At 65.2% G+C, this 25,486-nt stretch carries 30 protein-coding genes; 8 read left to right on the plus strand and 22 right to left on the minus strand.

From position 1 onward, the window contains the following. Positions 1 to 5 precede the first annotated feature (5 nt). The 8 genes from flgG to L0976_RS19780 all read right to left on the minus strand — a co-directional run bounded on the left by flgG (position 6) and on the right by L0976_RS19780 (position 5,600). The gene (gene flgG, locus L0976_RS19745) at positions 6 to 788 is read right to left on the minus strand and encodes a flagellar basal-body rod protein FlgG (protein ID WP_234188942.1); all 783 of its coding nucleotides are present in this window, start codon (positions 786 to 788) and stop codon (positions 6 to 8) included. 9 nt (positions 789 to 797) lie between these two features. Next, positions 798 to 1,130 (minus strand): flagellar hook-basal body complex protein FliE, encoded by a 333-nt coding sequence (locus tag L0976_RS19750; RefSeq protein ID WP_234188943.1) that lies wholly within the window; start codon positions 1,128 to 1,130, stop codon positions 798 to 800. Beyond that, positions 1,127 to 1,546 carry a flagellar basal body rod protein FlgC gene (flgC, locus tag L0976_RS19755; RefSeq protein WP_234188945.1) on the minus strand — a complete coding sequence of 140 codons (420 nt, stop codon included), beginning with the start codon at positions 1,544 to 1,546 and terminating at the stop codon, positions 1,127 to 1,129. Before flgC ends, L0976_RS19750 begins: the two co-directional genes overlap by 4 nt. A gap of 3 nt (positions 1,547 to 1,549) precedes the next feature. Further along, a complete protein-coding gene (gene flgB / locus L0976_RS19760; protein WP_203317576.1) occupies positions 1,550 to 1,930 on the minus strand; it encodes a flagellar basal body rod protein FlgB in 381 nt (126 codons plus the stop codon). A 184-nt stretch (positions 1,931 to 2,114) separates the two neighbouring features. Further along, on the minus strand, positions 2,115 to 2,681 hold the full coding sequence (locus L0976_RS19765) for a flagellar protein (RefSeq protein WP_234188947.1): 567 nt from the start codon (positions 2,679 to 2,681) through the stop codon (positions 2,115 to 2,117). Beyond that, positions 2,678 to 4,069: a flagellar protein export ATPase FliI gene (gene fliI / locus L0976_RS19770; protein ID WP_370643751.1), complete on the minus strand. Its 1,392-nt coding sequence runs from the start codon at positions 4,067 to 4,069 to the stop codon at positions 2,678 to 2,680. The genes L0976_RS19765 and fliI overlap by 4 nt, the downstream gene beginning before the upstream one ends. A gap of 24 nt (positions 4,070 to 4,093) precedes the next feature. Beyond that, positions 4,094 to 4,819 carry a flagellar basal-body rod protein FlgF gene (gene flgF / locus L0976_RS19775; protein WP_234188948.1) on the minus strand — a complete coding sequence of 242 codons (726 nt, stop codon included), beginning with the start codon at positions 4,817 to 4,819 and terminating at the stop codon, positions 4,094 to 4,096. A 1-nt stretch (position 4,820) separates the two neighbouring features. Further along, a complete protein-coding gene (locus tag L0976_RS19780; RefSeq protein ID WP_203317572.1) occupies positions 4,821 to 5,600 on the minus strand; it encodes a DUF1217 domain-containing protein in 780 nt (259 codons plus the stop codon). A 170-nt stretch (positions 5,601 to 5,770) separates the two neighbouring features. Between L0976_RS19780 and motA the strand changes: the two genes are divergently transcribed. The 6 genes from motA (at position 5,771) to L0976_RS19810 (ending at position 10,969) form a co-directional block, all read left to right on the plus strand. Further along, on the plus strand, positions 5,771 to 6,649 hold the full coding sequence (motA, locus tag L0976_RS19785; RefSeq protein WP_203317571.1) for a flagellar motor stator protein MotA: 879 nt from the start codon (positions 5,771 to 5,773) through the stop codon (positions 6,647 to 6,649). Between the two features lie 3 nt (positions 6,650 to 6,652). Then, on the plus strand, positions 6,653 to 7,597 hold the full coding sequence (locus L0976_RS19790; RefSeq protein WP_234188949.1) for a FliM/FliN family flagellar motor switch protein: 945 nt from the start codon (positions 6,653 to 6,655) through the stop codon (positions 7,595 to 7,597). A gap of 63 nt (positions 7,598 to 7,660) precedes the next feature. Beyond that, the gene (gene fliN / locus L0976_RS19795) at positions 7,661 to 8,236 is read left to right on the plus strand and encodes a flagellar motor switch protein FliN (protein ID WP_234188950.1); all 576 of its coding nucleotides are present in this window, start codon (positions 7,661 to 7,663) and stop codon (positions 8,234 to 8,236) included. Between the two features lie 31 nt (positions 8,237 to 8,267). Continuing rightward, positions 8,268 to 9,308 carry a flagellar motor switch protein FliG gene (gene fliG / locus L0976_RS19800; RefSeq protein ID WP_203317568.1) on the plus strand — a complete coding sequence of 347 codons (1,041 nt, stop codon included), beginning with the start codon at positions 8,268 to 8,270 and terminating at the stop codon, positions 9,306 to 9,308. Positions 9,309 to 9,440: 132 nt separating this feature from the next. Continuing rightward, on the plus strand, positions 9,441 to 10,520 hold the full coding sequence (gene flhB / locus L0976_RS19805) for a flagellar biosynthesis protein FlhB (protein ID WP_370577004.1): 1,080 nt from the start codon (positions 9,441 to 9,443) through the stop codon (positions 10,518 to 10,520). 5 nt (positions 10,521 to 10,525) lie between these two features. Beyond that, the gene (locus L0976_RS19810; protein WP_203317566.1) at positions 10,526 to 10,969 is read left to right on the plus strand and encodes a hypothetical protein; all 444 of its coding nucleotides are present in this window, start codon (positions 10,526 to 10,528) and stop codon (positions 10,967 to 10,969) included. Positions 10,970 to 11,040: 71 nt separating this feature from the next. Here the strand turns inward: L0976_RS19810 and visR are convergent, their stop codons facing one another. The 13 genes from visR to L0976_RS19875 all read right to left on the minus strand — a co-directional run bounded on the left by visR (position 11,041) and on the right by L0976_RS19875 (position 23,569). Next, positions 11,041 to 11,784, minus strand: coding sequence for a transcriptional regulator VisR (gene visR, locus L0976_RS19815; RefSeq protein WP_234188951.1), 744 nt, complete (start codon positions 11,782 to 11,784; stop codon positions 11,041 to 11,043). A 10-nt stretch (positions 11,785 to 11,794) separates the two neighbouring features. Further along, on the minus strand, positions 11,795 to 12,538 hold the full coding sequence (gene visN / locus L0976_RS19820; RefSeq protein ID WP_203317564.1) for a transcriptional regulator VisN: 744 nt from the start codon (positions 12,536 to 12,538) through the stop codon (positions 11,795 to 11,797). 570 nt (positions 12,539 to 13,108) lie between these two features. Then, entirely contained in the window at positions 13,109 to 14,803 is a 1,695-nt protein-coding gene (gene fliF, locus L0976_RS19825) for a flagellar basal-body MS-ring/collar protein FliF (RefSeq protein WP_203317563.1), read from the minus strand. A 267-nt stretch (positions 14,804 to 15,070) separates the two neighbouring features. Next, entirely contained in the window at positions 15,071 to 15,460 is a 390-nt protein-coding gene (locus L0976_RS19830) for a hypothetical protein (RefSeq protein ID WP_234188952.1), read from the minus strand. A gap of 94 nt (positions 15,461 to 15,554) precedes the next feature. After that, positions 15,555 to 16,112: a chemoreceptor glutamine deamidase CheD gene (gene cheD, locus L0976_RS19835; protein ID WP_203317561.1), complete on the minus strand. Its 558-nt coding sequence runs from the start codon at positions 16,110 to 16,112 to the stop codon at positions 15,555 to 15,557. Next, positions 16,109 to 16,498, minus strand: coding sequence for a response regulator (locus L0976_RS19840; RefSeq protein ID WP_203317560.1), 390 nt, complete (start codon positions 16,496 to 16,498; stop codon positions 16,109 to 16,111). Before L0976_RS19840 ends, cheD begins: the two co-directional genes overlap by 4 nt. After that, on the minus strand, positions 16,498 to 17,556 hold the full coding sequence (cheB, locus tag L0976_RS19845; protein WP_203317559.1) for a chemotaxis response regulator protein-glutamate methylesterase: 1,059 nt from the start codon (positions 17,554 to 17,556) through the stop codon (positions 16,498 to 16,500). The genes L0976_RS19840 and cheB overlap by 1 nt, the downstream gene beginning before the upstream one ends. Next, positions 17,553 to 18,458 carry a protein-glutamate O-methyltransferase gene (gene cheR, locus L0976_RS19850; RefSeq protein ID WP_234188953.1) on the minus strand — a complete coding sequence of 302 codons (906 nt, stop codon included), beginning with the start codon at positions 18,456 to 18,458 and terminating at the stop codon, positions 17,553 to 17,555. The genes cheB and cheR overlap by 4 nt, the downstream gene beginning before the upstream one ends. Next, the gene (locus L0976_RS19855; RefSeq protein WP_203317557.1) at positions 18,455 to 18,919 is read right to left on the minus strand and encodes a chemotaxis protein CheW; all 465 of its coding nucleotides are present in this window, start codon (positions 18,917 to 18,919) and stop codon (positions 18,455 to 18,457) included. Before L0976_RS19855 ends, cheR begins: the two co-directional genes overlap by 4 nt. Before the next feature lie 3 nt (positions 18,920 to 18,922). Next, complete coding sequence (locus tag L0976_RS19860; RefSeq protein WP_234188954.1) at positions 18,923 to 21,184, minus strand: chemotaxis protein CheA; 2,262 nt, start codon at positions 21,182 to 21,184, stop codon at positions 18,923 to 18,925. Between the two features lie 16 nt (positions 21,185 to 21,200). Then, entirely contained in the window at positions 21,201 to 21,566 is a 366-nt protein-coding gene (cheY1, locus tag L0976_RS19865) for a chemotaxis response regulator CheY1 (RefSeq protein ID WP_069059983.1), read from the minus strand. Continuing rightward, on the minus strand, positions 21,563 to 21,862 hold the full coding sequence (locus tag L0976_RS19870; RefSeq protein ID WP_203317555.1) for an STAS domain-containing protein: 300 nt from the start codon (positions 21,860 to 21,862) through the stop codon (positions 21,563 to 21,565). Before L0976_RS19870 ends, cheY1 begins: the two co-directional genes overlap by 4 nt. A gap of 117 nt (positions 21,863 to 21,979) precedes the next feature. After that, positions 21,980 to 23,569: a globin-coupled sensor protein gene (locus L0976_RS19875; protein ID WP_234188956.1), complete on the minus strand. Its 1,590-nt coding sequence runs from the start codon at positions 23,567 to 23,569 to the stop codon at positions 21,980 to 21,982. Between the two features lie 622 nt (positions 23,570 to 24,191). On the opposite strand from L0976_RS19875, the gene L0976_RS19880 reads away from it, so the two are divergent. After that, the gene (locus tag L0976_RS19880) at positions 24,192 to 24,446 is read left to right on the plus strand and encodes a GlsB/YeaQ/YmgE family stress response membrane protein (RefSeq protein ID WP_203317554.1); all 255 of its coding nucleotides are present in this window, start codon (positions 24,192 to 24,194) and stop codon (positions 24,444 to 24,446) included. Between the two features lie 18 nt (positions 24,447 to 24,464). Here the strand turns inward: L0976_RS19880 and L0976_RS19885 are convergent, their stop codons facing one another. Next, positions 24,465 to 24,749: a hypothetical protein gene (locus L0976_RS19885; RefSeq protein WP_203317553.1), complete on the minus strand. Its 285-nt coding sequence runs from the start codon at positions 24,747 to 24,749 to the stop codon at positions 24,465 to 24,467. A gap of 109 nt (positions 24,750 to 24,858) precedes the next feature. Between L0976_RS19885 and L0976_RS19890 the strand changes: the two genes are divergently transcribed. Beyond that, positions 24,859 to 25,485 (plus strand): ribonuclease D, encoded by a 627-nt coding sequence (locus L0976_RS19890; RefSeq protein WP_203317552.1) that lies wholly within the window; start codon positions 24,859 to 24,861, stop codon positions 25,483 to 25,485. Position 25,486: the final 1 nt, after the last annotated feature.

A 25,486-nucleotide genomic window follows, 5' to 3' on the forward strand; every position in this document is an offset into this window, starting at 1 on the left:
GGTTGCTATCTCAGGTTCTTGCTGACCACCGCCGCCATCTCGTCCGCCGCCTGGATGATCTTCGAGTTCATTTCGTAGGCGCGCTGGGCGGAGATCAGGTCGGTGATTTCCTTGACGGGATCGACGTTCGAGGCTTCGAGGTAGTTCTGCTGGATATAGGCGAAGCCCGCTTCGTCGGGCGCGCCGACGGTGGCCGCGCCCGAGGCGGCGGTCTCGCGGAAGAGGTTCTCGCCGAGCGGCTCGAGGCCGGCCTCGTTGACGAAGTTCGCAAGCGTGATCTGGCCGAGGTCCTGCTGCTGGCCGGCGACCGTCGCGAAGACCTGGCCGGACTTGGTGACGGTGACCTCGGTCGCATCCTGCGGCACCGTGATGCCGGGGACGACCGTGTAGCCGTCGAGGGTGACGAGCTGGCCTTCCGCATTGGTGTTGAAGGCGCCCGCGCGGGTGTAGAGCGTGGAGCCGTCCGGCGCCTCGATCTGGAACCAGCCGCGGCCGATCAGCGCCAGGTCGAAGGAGTTGCCCGTGGAGACGAGGCCGCCCTGGAGGTGTAGGTTGCGCACGGCCGCGGTCTTCACGCCGAGGCCGATGATCGCGCCTTCCGGCACGACCGCCTGGTTGGCGCGGTTCGGCACGCCTGCGGCGCGCTCGGTCTGGTAGAGCAGGTCGGAGAACTCGGCGCGGGCGCGCTTGAAGCCGGTCGTGTTGATGTTCGCGATGTTGTTCGCGATCACTTCGAGGTTGGTCTGCTGCGCGTTCATGCCGGTGGCGGCGATGGCAAGGGCTTTCATGTCCGGTCCTCAGATCTGCATTCTTGCGACTTCGAGATAGGCGGTGACGACCTTGTCGCGGATGGCGATGGCGGTCTGCAGCGTCTGCTCGGCGTTCATGACGGCGTCGACCACTTCGCGGGTCGATGCCTTGCCCTGGATGGCTTCGAAGGACTTGGCTTCACCGAGTTTCACCGTGTTCGCCATGTCGCTTGCCATGTCGCCCATGATCTGGGCGAAACTCACCTGGGAGCCCGTTCCCTGCGCGGCGGCAGCGGAGACGGAATTCGCGCTTCCCGTCTCGACGCCCGTCAGGGCGCTGCCGGAAAGAAGGCCGTTTATGCTCTTTATGCTGTCGATCATTGCGAGGCCCTCAGGAGGTCGATCGTCGCGCTGATCAGGTCGCGCGACTGCTTGATGCTCTGGAGGTTCGCCTCGTAGGAGCGATTGGCTTCCCGCATGTCGGCCATTTCAACCAGCACGTTGACATTCGGCATCTTGACGAAGCCCTTCTCGTCTGCCGCCGGGTTGCCGGGATCGTACTCGCTGGAAAAGTCGCCTTCGTCGACACCGAGGCGCGAGACCTGGACGAGCGAGGCGTTGGTCGCGCGGTCGAGCTCGGCCGAGAAGGTCACGGTCTTGCGGCGGAAGGGATCGGCGCCGGGCGTGTCGCCCGTCGAACGGGCATTGGCGAGATTTTCCGAAACGATTCTTATGCGGGTGGACTGCGCCTCGATACCCGAGGCCGCAACTTTCAGGGAAGCTACGAGCGGATCCATTTCTTACCTTCTGACTGTCATCAGCATCATGCGATGAAAGGCCTTTACGAGGCCGGCATTCAACTCGAACTCACGCTTGACCTGGCCCTCTTTCATGAGTTCCTCGGCAAGGCCGACTGTGTTTCCCGACTCCTGCACGCCGATTTCCTCGGTGGGCCGGGTCTCGATGACGCGGCTGGCCATTTCGGTTTCGGTGAAGTGGCCGGGCTGCGTCGCCGCCATGCGGATGCCCGTCGTCTCGAGCACCGACTGGAAGGGGGTCACGTCCTTCGCCTTGAAGCCGGGCGTGTTGGAATTGGCGATGTTGCCTGCAACCACGCTCTGGCGGACGGCCAGCCATTCGGCCTGTTTCGATGCCAGTTCAAACAGTTGTATCGGTTGCATGACAAGCTCCATCCTTGTTCGCGGTGAACCTACGGAGCCAATCTTGCGTGGGACTTGCATTGCCGGCGGCCTGCCGGCAAGCCCCTGAATTTCCGGGGAAATAAAAGACGAGGCTGCGCGTCGCGGCGCGCAGCCGGCCAGCCGCGGGAGGCCGGGCGAATCGGGACGGCGCGCAGGCCGTCTCTCAGTTGCGCTTGATGACGTCGCCGTTCGAGGTCACGATGACCCAGGCGCCGTCGCGCTGCTCCAGCGTGGCGAGGCGGCTGTTGTCCGGCAGGATCGAGCCGACGCGCACGATATACATGCCGCGGGCGTCCTCGATCAACGCCCGGCCGTTGGCCACATGCATCAGACGGAAGCCGGAATCGGCCGGCAGCGGCTGGTCGAGGCCGGTCTCCACCGGCGCGCCGAGCGACGTTTCCGCGCCGAGCCCGGACGTGGTGGCCGTGGCGACCGGGTCGAGGCTGGCGGGGGCGGGATCCTTGTCGTCGTCGACCATGGCGGCGGGCGAGACGCTCACCACCTGCTTGCCCGGCATTTCCGGCAGGTTGCGGGTCGTGCCTTGCCACAGCGTCGGCACCGAGAACTTTTCCGGGTTGAGGAAGACGTACCAGGGAAAGAACGCCGCACCGGCCGCAAGCATCACGCCGGCGCCGACAATGAGCTTGTCGCCGGAGCTGTAGCGCCGGCCGCGCTCCTTGCGCCGGAGCGGATGGATGGTCTCGTCTGCGTCGGAATCCGTCACTGTCATCCCCTCCGCACGGCCGGCGCCGCGCCCTGCCCTGCCGCGTTCTTCAGCGCGATCGCGAGATCGGCGAAGGCATCGCCGGCGGGTCTTTCGCCCGGCGCCTGTTTGAGAACCTCGTAGATGATCGGCACCTGCTTGATCGCCATGTCGAGGTCGGGATCGCCGCCGGGGCGGTAGCCGCCGATGAGGCGGAGGTCCCGCGTTTCCTCGAAGCGGTGGATCAGCGCCTTCAGCCGCGAGACCAGCTTCTCCTGGTCCGGCGTCCAGGCCTTGCGGGCGAGGCGCGAAATGGAGGCGAGCGGGTTGATCGGCGGGTAGCGCCCCTCTTCCGCAAGGCTGCGCTCCAGGACGATGTGGCCGTCGAGAATGCCGCGCGTCGAGTCGGCGATCGGGTCGTTGTGGTTGTCGCCGTCGACGAGGATCGAGATGATCGCCGTGATCGTGCCGGCGCCCTCCGCGCCCGGCCCGGCGCGCTCCAGGAGGCGCGGCAGCTCGGTGAAAACGGAAGCGGGATAGCCGCGGGCGATGGGCGGCTCGCCGGAGGCGGTCGCCACCTCACGGATCGCGTGGGCAAAGCGCGTCACGCTGTCGATGATCAGCAGCACGTTGTCGCCCTGGTCGCGGTAATGCTCGGCGATGGTGACGGCCGTCAGCGGCGCCATCTTGCGCAGCATCGGGCTCTCGTCGCTGGTCGCGACGACCGCGACGGACTTGGCGAGGTTGTCGCCGAGCGTGTCCTCGATGAACTCGCGCACTTCGCGGCCGCGCTCGCCGACCAATGCGATTACCACCCTGTCGAAGGCGTCGGCGCGGGCGAGCATCGACAGCAGCGTCGACTTGCCGACGCCGGAGCCCGCGAAGATGCCGAGACGCTGGCCGAGGCAGAGCGGCGCGAAGATGTCGATGGCGCGCACGCCCGTCTGGAAGCCCTTCTCGACGCGCTTGCGCGTCATGGACGGCGGGGCGGTGTTGGAGATGGACCGGCGCACGTCGCCCTGCACCAGCGGCCCGAGGCCGTCGATGGGCTCGCCGAGCGCGTTGATCGTGCGGCCGCACCAGGCGGCGGTCGGCGCAACGCGGAAGGCGCCCTTGCGGATGACGGTGTCGTGGATGCCGATCGGCTCGCCCGGCTCGATGGGGCAGACGACCACCGTTTCCGGTTCGACGCGGACGACCTCGCCGAGATGGATGCCGGTGGCGCTCTTATGCGCGACGAATTCGCCGAGGCGCACATGGCGCGACAGGCCGCCGACGGTATAGTTGCCGGCCGCGATTGTCTGCACATGGCCGCCGTGGGCGACCGAGAATTCCGGCGTCGAATAGCGCCGCACCAGTCCCGCCAGGGCATTCAGCATGCGCCCGCCCTCGGGAGCGCCGGTCTCTTTCGCCATCGCACCTTCCGCCATCGCCATCGCTTACTTGCTGCCCCCGAGCGTGCGGATCGCCTCGTTCATGGAATCCTCGCTGCTGCGCATCAGCGCGGCGATATTCTCGAAGGCGCGGGTGACCTGGATGAGCTGCGTCATCTCGGCGATGGCGTTGACGTTGGATTCCTCGACATAGCCCTGCGCCACGCCGGCATCGACGCGGTCGGTCACCGGCTGCGGCGGGATGGTGGTGATGATGCCGCTGTTGCCGGCGCGCGCGAAGCCGCCCGAGAGGTCGGCCTCGAAAATGCCGAGCGCGGCGACCGGCCGGCCGTTCTGGTTGAGCTGGCCGTCGGCGCTGAGCGTGATGGGGCCGGCATTCGCATCGATCTGGATCGGACCGCCGCCGGGATCGAGCACCGGATAGCCGTTCAGCGTCACGAGGTCGCCGGCCTCCGTCAGCGTGAAGCGGCCGTCGCGCGTGAGCGCGGGACCGGCCGGCGTGTCCACCTGGAACCAGGCTTCGCCGCGGATCGCGAAATCGAGCTGGCCGTTCGTCTGTGTCAGGCCGCCGTTGCGCGCCGAGAGGAACTCCTCGCCCTGCGAGACGAAGGCGACGTCGGCATTCTTCTGGTCGCTGACGACCTGGTTGAACTTCACCTCCGTGGCGCGGAAACCGACCGTCGTCGAGTTCGCCACGTTGTCGGCAAGGGTGGCCATGCGGCGGTCGAGCGCGATCTGGGACGAAAGCGATACATAGAGCCCGGTCTGCATCTCAGCGACCTCCGAGTTTCAGGTTGTTGATGGAAAGAAGGAGGTCGGTCGAGATGCCGGTAACGCTCGACGACTTGAACACCGTGAGCGGATCGTAGCTGCCCGACGGGTTCTCCAGTTCCCACATCGCGGTGAAGCGCTCGAGGAACTTGCCGACCTTGGACGGGTCCTTGAAATCGGCAAGGTCGATGGCCTTTTCATAATGGGCGGCCTGGCGGTCGACGTCCGTGCCGGCGAATTCGGCGGGAAGCTGCAGCGCGGTGCGGACCACCTGCGCCAGCGCGTCGTCGGCGATGATGGAATAGCCCGAGGTGATCGAGGAGGCCATGCGCTCGAAATAGAGCGCCAGCCGCACGCCCGTATTGTCCTCGCCGGCGCTGACTTCGAGGGTTTCGCGCGCATATTTGTCCACGACGCCCTTCTGGGCGCGGTCGAAGGTGGTGGCGAGTTCGCCGTGGCGGGCGAAGTTGAGCGATTCCGCCAGTTCCTTGTAGCGGCTGTCGGAGAGCTTGTTGGCGAAGGCGTCCTTGTCGTCGATGCCCTCGGTCAGCACCTTGCGCATGAAGGCCTTGGCATAGGCCATGTCCTCAAGGCCATGCGCCTTCATCACGTAGTTGTAGAGCCTGTCGTCGGCGAAGAACGCGTCGACCGACTTTATGCCGCCGATCTTCGAAAGATAATATTCCGTCTCGCGCTTGACGTCCGGCTGCTCCGAGACGCGCTTCAGCGACGTCGAGAGGTCGGCGGAAATCAGCTTGTAGCTCGTATAGGTGGTGGTCACGATGGGCTGCCGATCGGGTTCGGGACGACATGGATGTCCGTTTTGAACCACGATCTTCACGGGTTTTGCTTGCGCGAACCTGATCCGTTAACCCGCCGTGAGGTACAGCTTCACGCAAGGCTGGAACCGTATCCCGGAACGGTCAGAATTGTGTCGGGACACCTGCGCTCATGAACATCATTATCGGTCTCATCGTCACCATCGGCTGCGTCTTGGGCGGCTTCATGGCCATGGGCGGGCACGTCGAGGTGCTGAACCAGCCGTTCGAACTCATGATCATCGGCGGCGCCGGTGTCGGCGGCTTCATCGTGGCGAACACGATGAAGGTGATCAAGGAGACGGGCAAGGCGCTGGGCGAGGCCTTCAAGCACAAGGTGCCGAAGGAGCGCGACTATCTCGATACGCTCGGCGTGCTCTACAGCCTGATGCGGGACCTGCGCACCAAGTCGCGCAACGAGATCGAAGCCCATATCGACAATCCCGAGGAATCGCCGATCTTCCAGTCCGCCCCGACCGTGCTGAAGAACAAGGAGCTCACCGCCTTCATCTGCGACTATGTCCGCCTCATCATCATCGGCAATGCCCGCTCCCACGAGATCGAGGCGCTGATGGACGAGGAGATCCAGACCATCACGCGCGACAAGATGAAGCCCTACCAGGCGATGACCACGATGGGCGACGCCTTCCCGGCCATCGGCATCATCGCGGCCGTCCTCGGGGTCATCAAGGCCATGAGCAAGATCAACGAATCGCCCGAAGTCCTCGGCGGGCTCATCGGCTCGGCGCTCGTCGGCACCATGCTCGGCATCTTCCTGTCCTATTCGGTCGTCGCGCCGATCACCGCGAACATCAAGGTCGTGCGCGAGAAGCAGAACCGGCTCTACGTCATCGTCAAGCAGACGCTGCTCGCCTACATGAACGGATCCGTGCCGCAGGTGGCGCTGGAATACGGCCGCAAGACCATCTCCTCCTACGAGCGCCCGTCGATCGACGCGGTTGAGCAGGAGATGATGAATCCCGGCGGCGGCGGCGATTCGAAGGCGGCCTGACCCATGAGCGCAGCAACCGTGACACATCTTCCGACCATGGACCCGACCGTCCTCGCCCGGCTCACCGGCAAGCTCGGCGACCAGGCGACCATCTCCCGGCTCTGCGCCAGCCTCGGCGAGGTCTTCGCCGATTTCCTGCCCGACATGCTGGAAAGCGAACTCGGCTTCGAGGTCGCCGTGTCCTATGCCGGCTTTGCGACGGGCAAGTACGGCGAGGTGACGAACGGCCTCGGCGGCGCCATGGCCTTCTGCGATGCCTCGCTGCGCGACTGGTGCGAGCACTTCACGCTGATCTGCGACAGCCCGCTGATCATCACTCTCGTCGAGAACATGCTCGGCGCCGTCAGCAACTCCATCGAGGATCCCGAGCCGCGGCCGCTCTCCAAGATCGAGCTCGACCTCGCGGCCATGATGTTCGACCGCATTTCGGGCGTCCTGAAAACCGCCGTGCGCGGCGCGAACGGCTTCGAGCCCTTCCTCGGCCCGGCGCACAATGCGGAAACCCGCAAGGCCGCCGAGGACGGTTCGGACGACACCTTCGTCGCCATGGTCAACATGGCCGTCGGCATCGGGCCGGTGCTCTCGACCTTCCATGTCGTCGTGCCGCAGGAGGTGCTGCTGAAGTCGACCGTCACCGCGCCGACGCCCGCCAATGCGCCGAAGACGCGTGCGGAATGGAGCGAGCAGCTCGGCGAGCAGGTCCGCCGCTCCAAGGTGACGCTGGAGGCGCGCATCCACCTCGAAGCGCAGACCCTCGACACGATCAGCAGGCTGCAGGCCGGCGACATCATCCCGTTCAACGAGGCGGGCGACGTGCGCGTGGAGGTGAATGCGAACGGCCGCGACCTCTATGTCTGCGAATTCGGCCGGTCAGGTGCCCGCTACACGGTCCGCGTCAAGGATACCTACGGCTCGGAGGACGATCTTCTCCAGCACATCATCGGATAGTTTTGCGCGTGAAGCCTGTGAAGCGGCACGCCTCAGGCAAGTTTCGAATGGAATAGTGGGCTTATGGCACCGAAGAAAACACCCATCGCTGACGACATCATGTCTTCCATCAACGCCGGCGACGAGGAGCTGGAACAGGCGATCGACGACCTGCGCGGCGTTCTTCAGAAGGATGCCTCCGGCGGGATCGACACCGATTTTCCGGCACGGGGGGCGGACGATCCGCTCGCCGCGTTCGGCGGCGATTTCGGCGGTTCGGACTTCGGCGGCGGCGCGGCGGCGACGGATTTCGGCGCGAATACCGGCTTTGCCGGATCCGACTTCGGCGCCGGCGGCGATTTTTCCGCCGAACCGCGCGAAGCGCAGCGCCCGGGCAGCGCCATGCAGTCCAACATGGACCTCATCATGGACATCCCGATCGATCTGCAGATCGTTCTGGGCTCGTCGCAGATGCAGGTCTCCAGTCTCATGAACCTCAGCGAGGGCGCCACCATCGCGCTCGACCGCCGCATCGGCGAGCCGGTCGAGGTCATGGTCAACGGCCGGGTGATCGGCCGCGGCGAGATCACCGTTCTGGAAAACGACGACACCCGCTTCGGGGTCAAGCTCATCGAAGTAAAGAGTACACGCAAGATCTGATACCCGGTCGAGGGTTCAGGGAGATAAATCCATGATGGATTTCGAAAATTTCGGGACGTCCACGGCGGTCGGAACACCGCTGTCGCAGGTCGAGAAGGCAGCAGCCGTCCTTCTGGCCATGGGCAAGGGCGTCGCCGGCAAGTTGCTGAAATATTTCACCCAGAGCGAATTGCAGCAGATCATCGCCGCCGCGCAGAACCTGCGCGCCATCCCGCCCCATGAACTGATCGACCTCGTCAACGAGTTCGAGGACCTGTTCACCGAAGGCGCGGGCCTCATGGACAATGCCAAGATGATGGAAGGCATCCTTGAGGAAGGCCTGACGCCGGACGAGGTGGACGGCCTGCTCGGCCGCCGCGCCGCCTTCCAGGCCTACGAGAACACGATCTGGGACCGCCTGCAGGATGCCGACCCGGTCTTCGTGGCAGGCTTCCTGCTCAACGAGCATCCGCAGACCATCGCCTATATCCTGTCGATGATGCCGTCGTCCTTCGGCGCGAAGGTGCTGCTCGAAATTCCCGAGGCCAACCGGCCCGACATCATCAACCGCACCGTCAACCTGAAGGATGCGAGCCCCAAGGCGACGGCGATCGTCGAGGCGCGCGTCATCGAGATGATCAACGCGCTGGATGCCGAGCGCAACTCGATCGGCACGAACAAGGTCGCCGACCTCATGAACGAGCTGGACAAGTCGCAGGTCGACGAGATGCTTGCCTCGCTCGAAACGGTCTCGACCGAATCGGTCAAGAAGGTGCGCCCGAAGATCTTCCTCTTCGAGGACGTGCTCCTCATGCCGCAGAGAAGCCGGGTGTCGCTGTTCAACGACGTCGCGGGCGACATCATCACAGCTGCGCTGCGCGGGGCCTCGATGGAACTGCGCGAGGCGGTCCTGTCCGCCATCGGCGCACGCCAGCGCCGCATGATCGAGTCGGACCTTGCCGCCGGCGACCAGGGCGTCAATCCGCGCGAGGTGGCCATCGCCCGCCGCTCGATCACGCAGGAAGCCATCCGCCTTGCCGCCGCCGGGCAAATCCAGTTGAAGGAGACGGCCGGGGAGCAGCAGGCGGCCTGATCCGGCTTGACACGACAAGGCCGCAAGCCGAGCGTATCAGCGGCCCGAATCTCCTGACGGGGGTTCGGGCCGTTTTCGTTGGCAAACGCAAAGCCGCTCGGCCTTTTGCCGGATTTGCCCTGGGAGCGCGACGTGTCGGACGACGACAAGGACAGCAAAACAGAACTCCCGACCGAGAAGAAGATTCGCGACGCGATGGAAAAGGGCAATACGCCCTTCTCGCGCGAGATCACGATCTTCGCCTCGACGCTGGCGATCTATCTCTTCCTCGTCTTCTTCCTGCCGGACGGGGTCTCCCGCATGAACGAGACGCTGCGCGACTTCTTCGAGCAGCCCGAGGCCTGGAACCTCAAGTCCGGCACCGACGTCATCGCGATCTTCCGGCATCTCGGCTGGGAAGCGGGCAAGCTGCTGCTGCCCATCCTCGCCATGATGATGCTGTTCGGCATCGCCTCCTCGGTCTTCCAGAACCTGCCGAGCCCGGTGCTGGAGCGCGTGCGGCCGCAGATCGGCCGGCTCAATCCGATGAAGGGACTGGGGCGTCTGTTCGGCAAGCAGGGCCTCGTGGAGTTCGGCAAGTCGCTGATCAAGATCCTCCTCGTGTCGCTGGTCGTGGCGCTCGCCATGCGGGGCAACTATTTCGCCTCGCTCGACACGATGTTCTCCGAGCCCGCCGCGCTCCTCTACATGATGACCTCCGATGTCAACAAGGTGCTGCTGATCGTCCTCTTCGCCACCGCCCTCATTGCCGGCATCGACTTCGCCTGGACCCGCCACCACTGGTTCACCGAGCTGATGATGACGAAGCAGGAGGTCAAGGAGGAAATGAAGCAGGCGCAGGGCGACCCGATCGTCAAGGCCCGCATGCGCTCGATCCAGCGCGACCGCATCCGCCGCCGCATGATGACGGCCGTGCCGCGCGCGACCCTCGTCATCGCCAACCCGACGCACTTCGCCGTGGCGCTTCGCTATGTGCGCGAAGAGGGCGATGCGCCGGTCGTCGTCGCCAAGGGCCAGGACCTCATCGCGCTCAAGATTCGCGAGATCGCCGAGGAGAACGGAATCCCCGTCTTCGAGGATCCACCGCTCGCACGCTCAATGTTTGCGCAAGTCTCGGTGGATAGTGTGATTCCGCCGGTGTTCTACAAAGCCGTGGCGGAGCTGATTCACCGGGTTTACGCAGCTTCGCCCCAGACCAGACGGGTAAACTAGATCCGATGAGAAAATGCACCTACTCCGCCGAGCGCGAGAAGATTGTTGCCGAAGCAATCTGCCCGGTCGCCACCGAGCTCAGACTGCTCGACGCGGCCGACCTCGTCTCGTTGTTGCGTTTCGAGTGCTACGGTAACCTTGCCGACCTGGTCTCTTCGGCGGCCGAGCTCTATTTCCTGCCCGGCACGGTCAATTTCGGCGCCGGCGGCGATTATCGGCTCGACTGGGATACCGAGCCGGAAGTGACGCTGGACATGGAACTGCGCCCCCAGGGCGTGACCGTCTATGCGAAGCTTCTCCTGCAGAAGGACAAGGCCGGCGTGGAGGTGACCCATGTCGCCTTCAACGATCCGTCCGCCGATCCCGACGACAACACCGCCTTCCTGCGCAGGAGCCTCGCGCAAGCGCGGTACGTGAAGACCGATCCGTCGTCGCATCTCGCCCATTGAACGCTGGAAGACGCGCCCGCTCCGTCGCCCCCGGCTTGCCCGGCGGCGGAAGACGGCCGGCCCCTGCCCTGTCAGGTAATATAGCCGAGGCGGATGGCCTTCGCGATCGCCTGGATGCGGTTCACCGCATCGAGCTTGGTCGTCGCCGTGCCGAGATAGGCGTTCACCGTGTGCACGGAAAGGCCCATCTTCTCCGCGATCGCTTCGGATATGCAACCATCGCCCGCCATCTGGAGGCAGGTGATCTCGCGCTCGCTGAGCGCCTCGGAGGGTGCCAGCTTCTTCTCCTCGCTCGCCAGCATGTCGATCAGCACCTGGCAGCTCTTCATGTGCATGTCGACGACGAGATCGCTGGAAGGCGCGATGAAGGTGCCGAGGAAGACGACATAGCCGTTGCCATGCGCGCCGAGGCGAACCGGGAAGGCCATGCCCGACCAGGGCACCAGCCGCGCGGGCAGGCGCTCGGTGAAGGGGGCCGCGCCCGATTCGGCGAAGTGGCTGTCTCCTGCCCCTTCCCAGATCAGCGGCAGCATGGAGACTTCGAGATGGGCGAGCATGGCCGCGCCATAGGCCTCGATAAGCGCGCGGGCGTTGCCGTCTACGTCCTGGCCCCAGTTATGGAGCGAGAGGGTGAGCTTTCGGGCGGACGGCAGTCCGTGGCCGGTGAGGCGCAGCACCGCGAAATGCTGGGCGCCGAGGATCGTCTGGATCACCTGCAGGCGGGAAACGAAATCGGATGCGCGCGTGGCCTTGGCCGGCCGCGCGAGCCGGATTTCCGTCTCCAGGGTTGCGGAGGCGGGAAGCTGGATATCCATGACGCGCTCCTCAGACCAGGCTGTTGCGAACGGCCCAGGCGATCGCTTCCGACCGGGTCTTCGTCGCGGTCTTGCGCATCACGCTGGTGATGTAATTGTTGATCGTGTTGCGCGAGATGCCGAGGATGACGGCGATCTCGTCGCTCGTCTTGCCTTCGGCGATCCAGTAGAGGCATTCGATCTCGCGCTCCGTGAGTTCCATCTCCCGGTCGTGCCTGAGGATCGCACCCTTGCAGCAGACGCTCGCGAAATAGCCGGTCATGACGCCGACATCGCGCAGCTTGCTCTGGGAGAGGATGAAATGCTCCGGGAAGAGAAGCAGCAGCGACATGCGCACCCGGCCGACATGGAAGGCGATGATGCAATATTCCCGGCTGATGCCCGCCGGCACCGCCACGTCGTCGGCAAGGTGACTGAAGCATGGCTTGAGGAGCGTCAGGCACTTATCCAGCTCGCCCATGCGCGACTGGCTGGCGACGATGGTGGCGGCAATGCAACGCACCAGATCGAACGGCCAGTCCGACCCGACCACGGCTTCGAGGCCGGCCTCGGGCGAGGCGTCGTGACGGACGAGAAGAAAGTGGGAGGCGCTCACATAATCGGTCAGCGCCCTGAGACCGGCGGAAAGGCTGGCGCGATCCGCACAGCGTCCGAGGTGTTGAACCAAACGTTCACGCGCACTCTTACGCTCACCCGACTCGGCTGAGAATCCATAGGATTCCCGGGCCGCGCCTTCCGACCGGATCGTTTCCATGATAGCCCCCTGTTCCGATTCCGAACGGAGATCCATGCCTCCTTCCCGCCAAGGGCTCGGAACCGTCCGAACCCTCCCCGGTCAGGCCGCATCGGCAAGAATCACCAAGCGAATCAGTAACTAAAGTGTACATCTGTCTTCGCTAAAAACCACCGGCATCTTCTCGGGATTTACTTTTGCCGGCATCTGTGAGTCGATTTGGCCGCGATGATTTGCGTTCGGCGCTGTGCAGGAAGGCCGGCAACGACTTCAGGTTAAGTCTCTGTTAACCATACAATATTGGAAACGGTCGATGCGCGCGGCGCGGTTCGCGTGAGGAGGGCCTGCCTTTCGCCGCCACGTTTACGGCTGCTTGGCAGCGGTAAACTTTTTTCGGCGATCACGCGGCCGTGAACGCGCCCGCCATCCGCCGGGGCGCGCATGCGTAAAATTTTCTGCGAACAGGCAGGTCAGGCGTTGCCGAAAAGCGACACGCCAGGTCAAAAAAACGGCGCATTTGAAGCGGCCACAAAACAAAGGACGCGACCGTCGCCGGCCGCGTCCAGTTGTTCCTAGCCCGTGGCGGAGCCGTCAGGCGGCTTCCTTTTCCACCGCCCACTTGCGCAGGATCTTGGCGGCGCGCTCCTCGCTGATCTCGACCATGCGGCCGAGGCGGCGTTCCGGGCCTTCCTTGACGCGGCGGTTGAAGGTGCCCTCGCTGTCGTCGCTGGCATTGAGCAGGTCGTCCGTGCTGTCGAAGCCGAAGTCCGCGCCGAAGCCGTCCATGAGCGTGGCGCCGGGGCCGCCGATGCCCGCTGCGGGCGAGAAGTCCGGCAGTTCGAGGCCGGCCGCATCGCTTTCCAGGGCACCGGCCGCAGCACCGCCGCCGGTAACCGAGCGGATCGCCGGGCGAAGGCCGAACCAGACCACCAGGAAGGCGACGCCGACGAAGGCGAGCGCATTGATGATGCCGCCGAGATTGCGCGTCAGCACTTCCATGATGCCGGGTCCCGGCACGGCCTGGTCGAGAAGCTGATGATCGAGGAATTCCATGGCCGTTATCGTCACCACGTCGCCGCGGTCGGCATTGAGGCCGGCGGCGGAGGAGACGATCTTCTGCATGTCGGCGATATAGGCGTCGATCTTCGCCTGGTCGGCCGGCTCGCCCACCATGGCGGCGACGCGGGCACGGTTGACGACGACCGCCACGGACAGCTTCTCGACGGCAAAGCCGTTGCGAACGGTGGCGACGGTCTTGCTGTTGATCTCGTAGTTGGTCTGCTCTTCCTTCTTGTCCGCCTCGTCGTTGGACTGTGGGCCGCTGCCGTCGCCCTTGGGGCCGCCCTGCGGGATGTTCTGCTCGACGGTCGTCGCCTTGTTGGCGGCGTGCTGGCTGGATTTCTGGCTTTCCCGCGTCACCCGGGTGGAGCGTTCCACGCGCGATTCCGGATCGTAGACCGTCTCCTGGATTTGCTGCGTATCGGTATTCAGCGCGGCCGTGACGCTGGCGCGGAAATTATCCATGCCGAGGAAGGGGGCGAGTGCCTTCTCGATATTGCGTTCGATTTCGCCCTGGACGGTCTGCACCGCCGTCAGCGAACGGTTGACCGCGCCGTTTTCCGGATCGTCGCCGGAGGCGAGGAGCTGGCCGGCCGAATCGAGGATCGTCACGCCGTCCACTTCCAGGCCCGGAACGGAGGCGGCGACGAGATGGCGGATCGCGCCGGCCGATTCGCGGCCGGCCTGGGCGCTGGCGCGGATCATGACGGAGGCCGTCGGCACCTGGTCGGCCTTGCGGAAGTTGCCGCGCTCCGGCATCACGATGTGCACGCGGGCGGCGGCGATGCCGTTGATCTGCTGGATGGTGCGGGCGATCTCGCCTTCGAGGGCCCGCACGCGCGTCACCTCCTGCATGAAGGAGGTGAGGCCGAGGGAGCCGACCTTGTCGAAGAGTTCGTAGCCGGCATTCGCGCTGCTCGGCAGGCCGCGCTCGGCGAGATAGAGGCGCGCCTTGCCCGTCTGGCCGACGGGAACCGCGATGCTCGATCCGTCCGTACCGTTGTTGAAGTCGATATTGGCCTCGGCGAGCGCCATGCCGATCTGGTTGAGGTCGGCCTTTTCAAGTCCGACGTAAAGCGTCTCATAGGCGGGCTTGTTCACGAGGATCCCGGCAGCGAGCACCAGGCCGACCGAGACGACGGCGGCTCCCGCCAGCATCGCGAGCTTCGCCTGCCCCAGCGAAGCCAGGTTCCTGTAGACTTTCGTCAACTGTTCCAACAGATTCATTCTGTTCCCGCACGGACTAGTCGCCTGGGCGCCGGCCTACGATGCCGGCGCGATCAGACGCATTTTCAATCTCGTGAGGCGGGGCCGGTACATTTCCGCACGCACCGACCTGCCCCATGGAATACGCGGACCTAACTGATCCGGCCTGGAGACTAGAGCGTGAAACTTGCGCGAGCATTTCGTGCCCACGCACCGAAAACGGCCGGCACAAACGCGGACGGCGCCCCGGGGGCGCCGCCGAACAGGCTGATCATATTGCGCAAACCGTCAAAAAGCCTCGAAGTCGCCCGCCGCCTTGCCGATCGGCTGGGAGTGGCCGTGGCGCATTCCGTTGCCGAGCGCCTTCTGCATGTCGGCAAGCTTCACCAGGTTGAGCGCCGTCGTGACGTCGACGATCCAGCTCGCGGGAATGCTGCCGGTGATCGTGTCGATGAACTCGGCGAGCCCCCGCGTCTTCTGGACGGCAAGGTCGATGCCCTGCAGCACCATCATGCGCTCGGCCGCGTGCTCGGCGGTGTCCGCGTGGACGGCCGCAAGCTGCGGCTCGATGCGCTCGATGAGGTAGGCGACGTCGTGCAGTTCGGACACGACCCGCATCAGGACATCCGGAAGGGTCTCCTCCATGGCAGTCGCTGAACTCAGATACTCGGCTTGCATGGTTACCCTCTTTCGCCGCGCGGCGTCGGTCGGCAATGCGGCCGGCAACGCACTTGAACTTCGTATTCCCGCTTCCGCCGGGCGAAACGCCCGCTCAGAAGAATTCGATCGAGCTTTCGGCCGGCCGCACGACGGGGGCTGGCCGCTGCTGCTCCAGCGCAACCGTCTTCTGCGTCTCGACGCCGGTCAGGGCATATTGCCGGGCCCGGCCGGTCGATGGCCAGTATTCCAGCTTGCGCCCGTGCTCGCCGCCCGTGCTCTCGCCGACGATCCTGATGCCTTCGTCCATCAGGAACTGCCGCGCGAAGCGAGCGTTCTGCTCCCCGACATTGGAGAACCGCGCGATCGTCCGCGCCCCGCCGAAGATCTTCGCCTCCAGCCGGTCGCGGCGCGCGCCCTGCTTCAGGAGGCCGTTGATCAGAAGCTCCATCAGATGCACGCCATAGCGCGTGGCATCGCCGCCAGAAGCCATGGCCTCGGCGGAGCCCGGCAACAGGAAGTGGTTCATGCCACCGACGCCAATGACCGGGTCGCGCATGCAGGCGGCCACGCACGAACCGAGAATGGTGGTGAGCACCACATTCGGGTCGTTGACGACCTTGTATTCGCCCTGAATGACATGGACGCGGCGCGCCCCGGCGTCTGCGATCATTTCAATGCCCCGAACACGGCCTCGATGGCCGCCCGCATCTTCTCGATGGTGAAGGGCTTGGCCAGCACGTTGTTGGCGCCGAGCGCCGCCGCCTTCTGCACCAGCGCGCGGTCGCCCTGGGCCGTCAGGATGATGAAGGCCGCCTTCTTGGTGTTCGGGTTGGACCGAACCGCCTGAAGGAACTCGATGCCGTCCATCTTCGGCATGTTGAAGTCGGAGATGACGAGGTGGTGCGGCTGCTGGGTCATGATGGCCATGCCCTGCGCGCCGTCGCCGGCCGCGGTGATCTGCTTGAAGCCGAGCTGCTGGAGGGCATCGCCCAGCAGCAGGCGGCTCGTCACCTGGTCGTCGACGATGAGTACTTTGATTTTTTCAGCGATAGACATTATTCGCTCCCTTCTCTACGGGCCGCAGTGATCTTCAAGATTTCCTCCCCTATGGAGGAGAGCGGAAACTGATGCTCGACGGCACCCAGCTCGAAAGCCACTCTCGGCATTCCATATACGATGCAGGTTTTTTCGTTCTGGCCGATTGTCCGCGCCCCTGCATGGCGCATTTTCAGCAAGCCCGCCGCCCCGTCCCGGCCCATGCCGGTCAGGATGACGCCGACGGCGTTGCGCCCGGCCAGTTCCGCCACCGAATCGAACAGCACATCCACCGAGGGGCGATGGCCGTTGACCGGATCCCGTTCCACCAGCCGGCAGCAGGGTGCGTTCGGGCTGGAAACCTGCAAGTGACGCTCGCCGCCGGGCGCAAGGTAGATCTTGCCGATCTCCAGGCGCGCGCCGTCCGTCGCCTCCTCCACCACCGGCGCGCACAGGCGGTTCAGCCGCTCGGCGAAGCTCCTGGTGAAGGTCGACGGCATGTGCTGCGTGATGACCGTCGGCGGGCAGTTGACCGGGAATTTCTGGAGCACCGTGATCAGCGCCTCCACCCCGCCCGTCGACGCCCCGATGGCGATGACCCTGCGGCCGGGCCGGTAGCCTGTGACGGGATGGACGCTGGCGGCGGCCGGCACCGGCGCCGGCACGTCCGCGCGGACATGGCGGCGCTGCGAGCGGGCGGCGGCCTTCACCTTCTCGACGAGGTCGCCGAAGGGGCGGATATCGCCCGGCTGCGGCTTGCCGACGCAATCGAAGGCGCCGATCTCCAGCGCCATCAGCGAGGCTTCGGCACCGCGCTGGGTCAGGGTCGAGACCATGATGACCGGCATCGGCCGGAGCTTCATGATCTTGTCGAGGAATTCGAGGCCGTTCATGTTCGGCATCTCGATGTCGAGCGTCACGACATCGGGGTTGAGCTGCTTGATCGCGTTGCGGGCTTCCATGGCGTCGCCCGCCTGCCCGACGACCTCCACCTCCGGATCGGCATTGAGCACGGCCGTGATCAGGCCGCGCATGGTCGCCGAGTCATCGACGACGAGGACGCGCGCAGGTGCCATCATGCGCCCCTCCTGTACTTGCCGGTGTAGCGGTAGGTGGTGATGCCGATATTGTCGAACTGGTTCTTCGCCTCGCCCGAGACGCGCTCGGAATGGCCGATATAGAGATGGCCGTTGTCGGCCAGCATGCCGGCAAAGCGCGACCAGATCCGCGTCTGCGTCGGCTCGTCGAAATAGATGACGACGTTGCGGCAGAAGATGACGTCGAACGGACCCTTGAACGGCCACTGGGCCATCAGGTTCAGTTCGTTGAAGGTGATGAGCCGCTTGACCCGGTCGTCGATCTGCCATTTCTGCCGGCCGCCGGCCTCCGTCTCGCGGAAGAACTGCTTGCGCATGGCGGGGCTGACGGTCTCCAGCGCCGTCGCGTCATAGGCACCGCTGCGGGCGATCGCGAGGATCTTCGGGTCGATGTCGGTCGCCAGGATGCGGAAGTCGAGGTCGGCGACGTTCGGCATCAGCGACAGCACGGTGAGCGCGATGGAATAGGGCTCCTGCCCATCGGAACAGGCGGCCGACCAGATGCGCACGCGCCCGCCGTTGCGCGCGCGGGCCAGAAGCTCCGGCAGGACATCGGTGCGCAGGTGGTCGAAATGATGGTTCTCGCGGAAGAAGCGCGTGAAGTTCGTCGTCAGGTGCGAGAGCATCTCCCTGCGCGCGGTGGCGCCGGCCGGCGAGGAGACGAGCGCGCAATAGTCCCTGAAGCCCTTGAGGCCGAGCTGGCGGATATGCTTGGACAGGCGGGAATAGACGAGCGAGGCCTTGGTCTCGTTGAGGTAGATGCCCGCATCCGCATAGATCATCGCCGCGATCTCGGTGAGGTCCCGGCGCGTCAGCGGGTATTCGCCGCTCGCCAGGCACTCGTCCGGGGACTGTCTGACATCGATGGCCGGGGAATAGGTCATGCGGCTTCGCTTTCGGTATGCGGGAACAGGGCACCCAGCTCGATGAGGCAGATCATGCGGCGCTCGATGGCGAGGATGCCGCGCGCATAGGCCTTTTCCGATTCATTGGCGATGTCGGGCGTCGGCTGCATGTTGTCGTCGGTCACGGTCAGGATGTCGGAAACGGCGTCGACCAGCAGGCCCACCACCTTCGGCCCGACCTGGGCGACGATGATGACGTGGCGCACCGTCGGCTCGGCCGGCTTCATGCCGAGACGCAGCGACATGTCGACGATCGGCAGGACGACGCCGCGCAGGTTGATCACGCCGAGCACGTAGGCGGGCGCATGCGGCATCGGCGTCGCCTGGGTCCATCCGCGGATTTCCCTGACCGACATGATGTTCACGCAGAACTCCTGGTCGCCGATCCGGAAGGCGATCAGTTCGCGTCCATGGGTGAGAGTCTTGACCGCATTCGTCATGGCTTAACCGGTGGCAGCAAGCGAGATGTCTTGTTTCAGGGACTGGCCGCGCGAGGCGGCGACGACCGCATCGACGTCCAGGATCAGGGCGACGCGCCCGTCGCCGAGGATGGTGGCGGCGGCGATGCCCGGAACGTGGGTGTAGTTGGCCTCCAGGCTCTTGATGACGACCTGGCGCTGGCCCTGGATGGCATCGACCATCAGGGCGCGCTGGCCGCCGCCTTCCGATTCGACGAGAAGCGCGACGCCCTCGATCGGGTTGGCCTGCGTGGCGCGGAAGTTGAGGATCCGGCCGACATCCACCAGCGGGCAGAACGAGTTGCGGATCGAGATGAGCCGCTGCGAGGCGCCGAAGGAATGGATGGCGGAGGCTTCCGGCTGCAGCGTCTCGACGATGGCCGTCAGCGGCACGACGAGCGTCTGGCCGGCGACCGTGACCACCATGCCGTCGAGGACGGCGAGCGTCAGGGGCAGGCTCATGGTGAAGACGGAACCGTGCCCGGGCTTCGACGAGATCGAGATGCGCCCGCCCAGCGCCTGGATCGAGCGCTTGACCACGTCCATGCCGACGCCGCGGCCGGACAGGTCCGAGACCTTGTCGGCGGTGGAGAAGCCGGCGTGGAAGATCAGGTTGTCGATCTCCTCGTCCGAGAGGTTCGCATCGGCCGCGATCAGGTCGTTGTCGATGGCCTTCTGGCGCACCTTCTCGCGGTTGATGCCGGCGCCGTCATCGGCCAGCTCGATGACGATGCGGCCGGAGCGGTGCTTGGCCGTCAGGCGGACCGTGCCTTCCGGGTTCTTGCCGAGGGCTTCGCGCTTCTCCGGCATTTCGAGGCCGTGGTCGACCGCGTTGCGGATCATGTGCGTCAACGGCTCGGCGAGCTTGTCGATGACGGTCTTGTCGACTTCGGTGTTCTCGCCTTCCGTGATGAGGCGGACCGACTTGCCGGTGACGTCGGCGATTTCGCGGACGGTGCGGGCCATGCGCTGGAAGACCGGCTTGACCGGCTGCGCGCGGATCGCCATCACCGAATCCTGGATCTCGCGGGTGAGCTGCTGCAGCTCTTCCAGACCCATGTTGATGGAGGACGTGCCGTTGTTGTCGTTTTCCACCACGCTCTGCGAGAGCATCGCCTGGTTGATGACGAGTTCGCCGACGAGGTTGATCAGGCGGTCGACACGGTCGAGGTCGACGCGGATGGTCTGGCCGGCGGCGGCCTGGTTTGCCTGCGCGGCGCTGGCGGCCGACGCGGCGGCCTTGGCGTTCTCGGCGGCGCGGCTTGCGACCTGCGCGATCTTCGTGGCCGCTTCGGCAGCGGCGACGGCGGCGGCAGCATCGGCATCGCTTTCAACGGCGGCCGGCTCTTCGTCACCTGCGGCGGGCGCGGCATCGTCGAGCAGGGAAAGGTCGAACGGAACCGCCTGCATCGGCGGCTCTTCCGCATCCGGAGCCTCGCCGGCCACCTCTTCCTCGATCGTGCGGATGTCGAGGTCGCAGTCCCATTCGGCGAATTCGAAGGCGGAGCGCACGCCGTCCTCGCCCTTTTCGGTCGTGACCGAGATCTTCCAGGAGAAATAGGCTTCCTCCGGGTTCATCTTGTCGAGGGTCGGCAGGGCGTCCATGTCGCAATAGACGCTCACTTCGCCGAGGCGGGAAACGTCGCGCAGCAGGAGGACCGCTTCGTTGCCCTTGGCGTAGAGGTCCTTCTTCGGCTTGAAGTCGATCTGGACGGTCGGAACGTAGTGGCCGGCCGGCTCCTCGTCGAAATCGCCGAAGGAGAACGGAATCGGCTGGAAGCCCTCCTCGTTCACCGCCGGCTTTTCGATGACGGGCGCGGGCGCGGCCGCCTTGGGTGCGGGCGCTTCGGCGGCAGCCGGCGCCTGGCCCTGCGCGAGCGCTTCCAGCTCGCGGATCAGGGTGCGGCTGCGCGCCTCGTCGACGCAGCCGCCGTCGCGCGCCGCGTTGGTGAGGTCCGCCAGGACGTCGGCGGATTTCAGCATGACCTTCAGGACGTCCGGGGCGGGCTCCAGCTTGTTGGATCGAACGCAATCCAGTGTCGTCTCGAACACATGGGCGAAGGAGACGAGATCGTCGAGGCCGAATGCACCGGCACCGCCCTTGATCGAGTGAACGGCGCGGAACACGGCATTGACCGTCTCCGGGTCGCGATCCCCGTCATTCAGCTTCAAGAGACCGGTTTCCAGTTCGGCGAGCTGCTCCTCGCATTCCTGGAAGAATATCTCCTTGATTTCGTTCATATCCATCGCGGAAAATCCTGGATTAGGCGGTTACGCGCTCGATTGCATCGATCAGCTTGGTCGGATCGAAGGGCTTGACGATCCAGCCGGTCGCACCGGCCTGGCGGGCGCGGTTCTTCTTTTCCGCATCGCTCTCGGTGGTCAGGACGAGGATCGGGATCGCGCGGTATTTTTCGTTCCGGCGCACGCCCTCGATGAAGCCGAAGCCGTCGAGGCGCGGCATGTTGATGTCGGTGACGATGACATCGGGATTGGCGTTTTCCAGGACTTCGAGGCCCTCGATGCCGTCTTCGGCCTGGATGGTCTCGAAGCCCGCATTGTTGAGGGTGACCAGAAGCATGTTCCGGATCGTCCGGGAATCATCCACGGTCAGGACTTTTTTCTTCATTGCCTAGCCTCCTGTGCCAGCAAGTGATCGATGTTCACGCCGATGAGTTGCATTGTCTTCATGAAAGGGTCGGAAACCTTGCCGAAGGTGAAAGGCTGCCTGTCCTCCTCCCAGCTCTTGGCGCCCGCCATCAGGACCTGGGCACAGAGCGCCCCGACCCGCTCGACCGCCGAGGCGTCGATGACGAGCGGATTGCCCTTGAGGCCCATGAGCTGCTTGTGCAGCGCCGTCGCCTCGTTGAGGTCGAGGACGGGGGCAAGGCTTAGACTTTTCTGAGCGGCTTTCTTGCTCGCCATTACCGTGTTCCTTGTCTGCGTCTGTCCAAAGTCGTCTTCGTGGCGGGTGGCTGGCTTGCGTCCGCAAGCCGGCTGCGCGCGGTCGAGAACCAGTGCCGGGGCCGTCTCGTCCCCATCTCAGCCTCCCAGGCCGGCAGTGCGCGCCGTCAGGAAGTCGAGGGGAGAAGACGGTGCGTCCGGCCGCTCGGGCAAGGTGCGCGGCGCCGGCCGGGCGGCGCGCGTTTCCTGCCGCGCCGAGACGCGGAATTCGCGGATCGTGCGGCCGAGTTCCAGGATCACGGTGTGGAGGTCGCCGCCCATCGTGCCGATGCGGCCCGCATCGGCGGCGTCCGCCTCCAGCGCGCGGCCGGCGCGGCCGATATCCGCCGTCACGCCATCCAGCCCCTCGGCATCGACGGCGCTTTCCTGGACGATGCCGGTGATGGCCTCGTTGATGCCCTCAACCTGGCGCACGATGTCGCCGATCGCATCCTGGGTGCGGTGGACATGCTCGACGCCGGTTTCCACCTGCGCCTTGGTGCCCGTCACGAGCTGCTTGATTTCGCGTGCGGCATCGGCGGAGCGCTGGGCGAGCGCGCGCACTTCCTGCGCGACGACCGCAAAGCCGCGGCCGCTGTCGCCGGCGCGGGCGGCCTCGATGCCGGCATTGAGCGCAAGCAGGTTGGTCTGGAAGGCGATCTCGTCGATGACGCCGATGATCTGGCCGATCTTTTCCGCCGAAGCCTCGATATCCGCCATGGCCGACATGGCTTCGCCGACGATGGAGCCGCTGAGCGCGACCGACTGCCGGGTCGAGGCGGCCGCGCCCTGCGCCTTGCGCGTCTCGGCGAGCGTATGGCGCACGCGCTCGACGATGGCGCCGAGCGCGTTGGCCGTTTCGAGGAGGTGCGCGGATTGCTCGGCGGAGCGGTTGGACAAGGCGTCCGCGCCGGAGGCCAGCGTCGAGACGAGCCGGTCGCTCTCGCCCGCACGGTCGGCGGCGGAGGTGAGGCGCGACTGGATTTCGTTTAGCGCGCCGTTCAGCGTCTCGGCCAGCTCCTGCCAGGCTTCCGGCATCTCGCCGGAAACGCGGGCGGAGAAATCGAGCTGCGAGAGGCTGCGGATGGTTTCGCCGAAGACGCGGTCGAGCTCGGCGCGGTCTTCCCTGCGCTGCTCGCCGAGCGCGCGGCTGTGCGCATGGCGCAATTCGTTGAAGCGCAGCGAGACGCCGATCTCCGCATCGACCATGGCGGTGCGCAGGAAGGCCGAGACGAGGTCCGTCAGTTCCTTGCGGCGGGCCTTGCCGGCGCCGGGCAGGATGGATTTCGGCCAGTATTCCTCTATGAGGCCGGTGACGACCGTCTCCAGGACGACCGAATGGCCGGCGATGCGCCAGCGCGGGTCGAGGCCCATCTGGCTTTCGCTGTCGGCGAGCACCTTGACGCGTTCGGCATAGAGGGCGTCGAACCGGGCGTCGGTCAGCACGCTCCAGTGGGAGTTCTGGAGGTCGTGCAGGCGGTCGATCTGGCGCTCGCTCTGGAAATGGCGAGCGGCATCGGGAAAGGTCTGGAAACGCTGGAAGAGGTCACGGAGCGCCGTTTCGACATGCCGTTCGAGCGTCTGGCGGTGGCGGCGGAGCAGTTCGCCTTCGGCGCTCTCCACGCCGGCAAAGCGCAAACGGTCGCGCAGGCTGGCCGCCTGTCCCGTTCGAGCCTGTTCTGCCGGCATTTCCTGCACCACTATGCTCCCAAACCACGATGCCCCGGCCGCCCTTCGGCAGCCGAGCGAACCCTCACATGGCGGAGACGGCTCGCGGAACCGTGCTCACGGCCGGCACGCTGCCGGCAAGGCGGCCTGCGGCGCTACCCGACGATCCATGATCAAATTCGGTGAAAATCGAATACCGGCTCGGTTCCGGTACGGCGGTTCGGCGTCATGCCTGGGTGAGAAACGGCGAATTTCCCATTCCGACGTGTAAAGCCATGTTTATGGTTAATTCCTTGCCTGAAGGTTAATAATTCATAGCCTGCTTCGGGCCTCGGCGAAATTAACACTGCCTGACGTTGCGCAAGCCACGGGCAAGCTCGCGCGCGTAGAAGCGGTCCTGACTGACGATGATGTCAGGAGGAACGGGCAATGATTGTTCTGGGACTGGGTGCCACCGTGATCGCCGCCGCAACGCTTGCGGCCATCTGTCTTCTCATGGGGATCGATGCGGGGCGTGCGCCGGTGAAGGTGCGGGTTTTCTGAGCGTATCGCGCGGGACAACCGTCACATGCCCTCTTGCTTTCCCCGGGTCGCCTGCCACATTCTGCTGGCGACAGAATGAGACTGTCAAAGGGAGCACATCATGGGCATTGAAAGTATTCTGGTTTTCCTCATCGTCGGTGCGATTGCCGGCTGGCTTGCGGGCCTCATCGTCTCGGGCTTCGGCTTCGGGCTCATCGGCAATATCGTGGTCGGCATCGTCGGCGCCTTCATCGCCGGCTATCTCTTCCCGGCCCTCGGCGTCAGCCTCGGCACCGGCATCGTCGCCGCCATCATCCATTCCACGATCGGCGCCGTGATCCTGCTCGTCCTCATCAAGGTCATCAAGCGGGCCTGACCGGACAGCGCCCTGCCGCTACCAGTTCAGGCCGCGCAGGGCGCGTATGCTCGACGGCGGCGGGCGCGTGCTGCTCGACTTTATGCCGTTCTTCTCGCAGACATAGACATCGCGCGGCATCCAGCGGGAGCTGGTGCTGCGCGGTACCTCCACGCTCAGCGTGCAGTTCGCGTCATTCCTGTTGCTGTATTCCTCCGTGGCATCGGAAGGAACGACGCCGGGAAGATCCTTGAACGCCTGCGCCTGCCCGGCAGGCGCGGACAGCAGGATCGCCAGAACGGCGAGGATGGCTCGTGTCTTCATCGTCTTTCCCGGCCGGGGCCGGCCTTCCGCATTCCACAAAGAAGTACCGCAGGCCGGAAACATGCGCTATAGGCCTGCAAACGTTCAGACAGCTTAGATGGGGTTTTTCATGGCAAGTGCAATCCGGTATCACGAAGGCGACATCCCGGCGGCGGACGCTGCCCGCTATACCGGCGCGATCGCCATCGACACCGAAACGCTCGGCCTGATCCCGCGCCGCGACCGGCTCTGCGTCGTGCAGCTTTCGCCGGGCGACGGCACCGCCGACGTGATCCGCATCGCCGCCGGCCAGAAGGACGCGCCGAACCTTACCGCCATGCTGGCGGACCCGGCCCGCCAGAAGATCTTCCACTACGGCCGCTTCGACATCGCCGTGCTGTTCCACACCTTCGGCGTCACCACCACGCCGGTCTTCTGCACCAAGATCGCCTCGCGCCTGACGCGAACCTATACCGACCGGCACGGCCTCAAGGACAATCTCAAGGAGATGCTCGAAGTCGACATTTCCAAGCAGCAGCAGTCCTCGGACTGGGCGGCGGAGACCCTCTCGCCGGCGCAGCTCGAATATGCCGCCTCGGACGTCCTGCATCTGCACGCCCTGCGCGACAAGCTCATGGCCCGCCTCGTGCGCGACGGCCGGCTCGACCATGCCGAAGCCTGCTTTGCCTTCCTGCCGACGCGCGCCAAGCTCGACCTTCTCGGCTGGGAAGAGACCGACATCTTCGCCCATAGCTGAG

The organism is Shinella sp. NM-101 (genome assembly GCF_021401195.1).
In the GTDB taxonomy this organism is placed as follows: Bacteria; Pseudomonadota; Alphaproteobacteria; order Rhizobiales; family Rhizobiaceae; genus Shinella.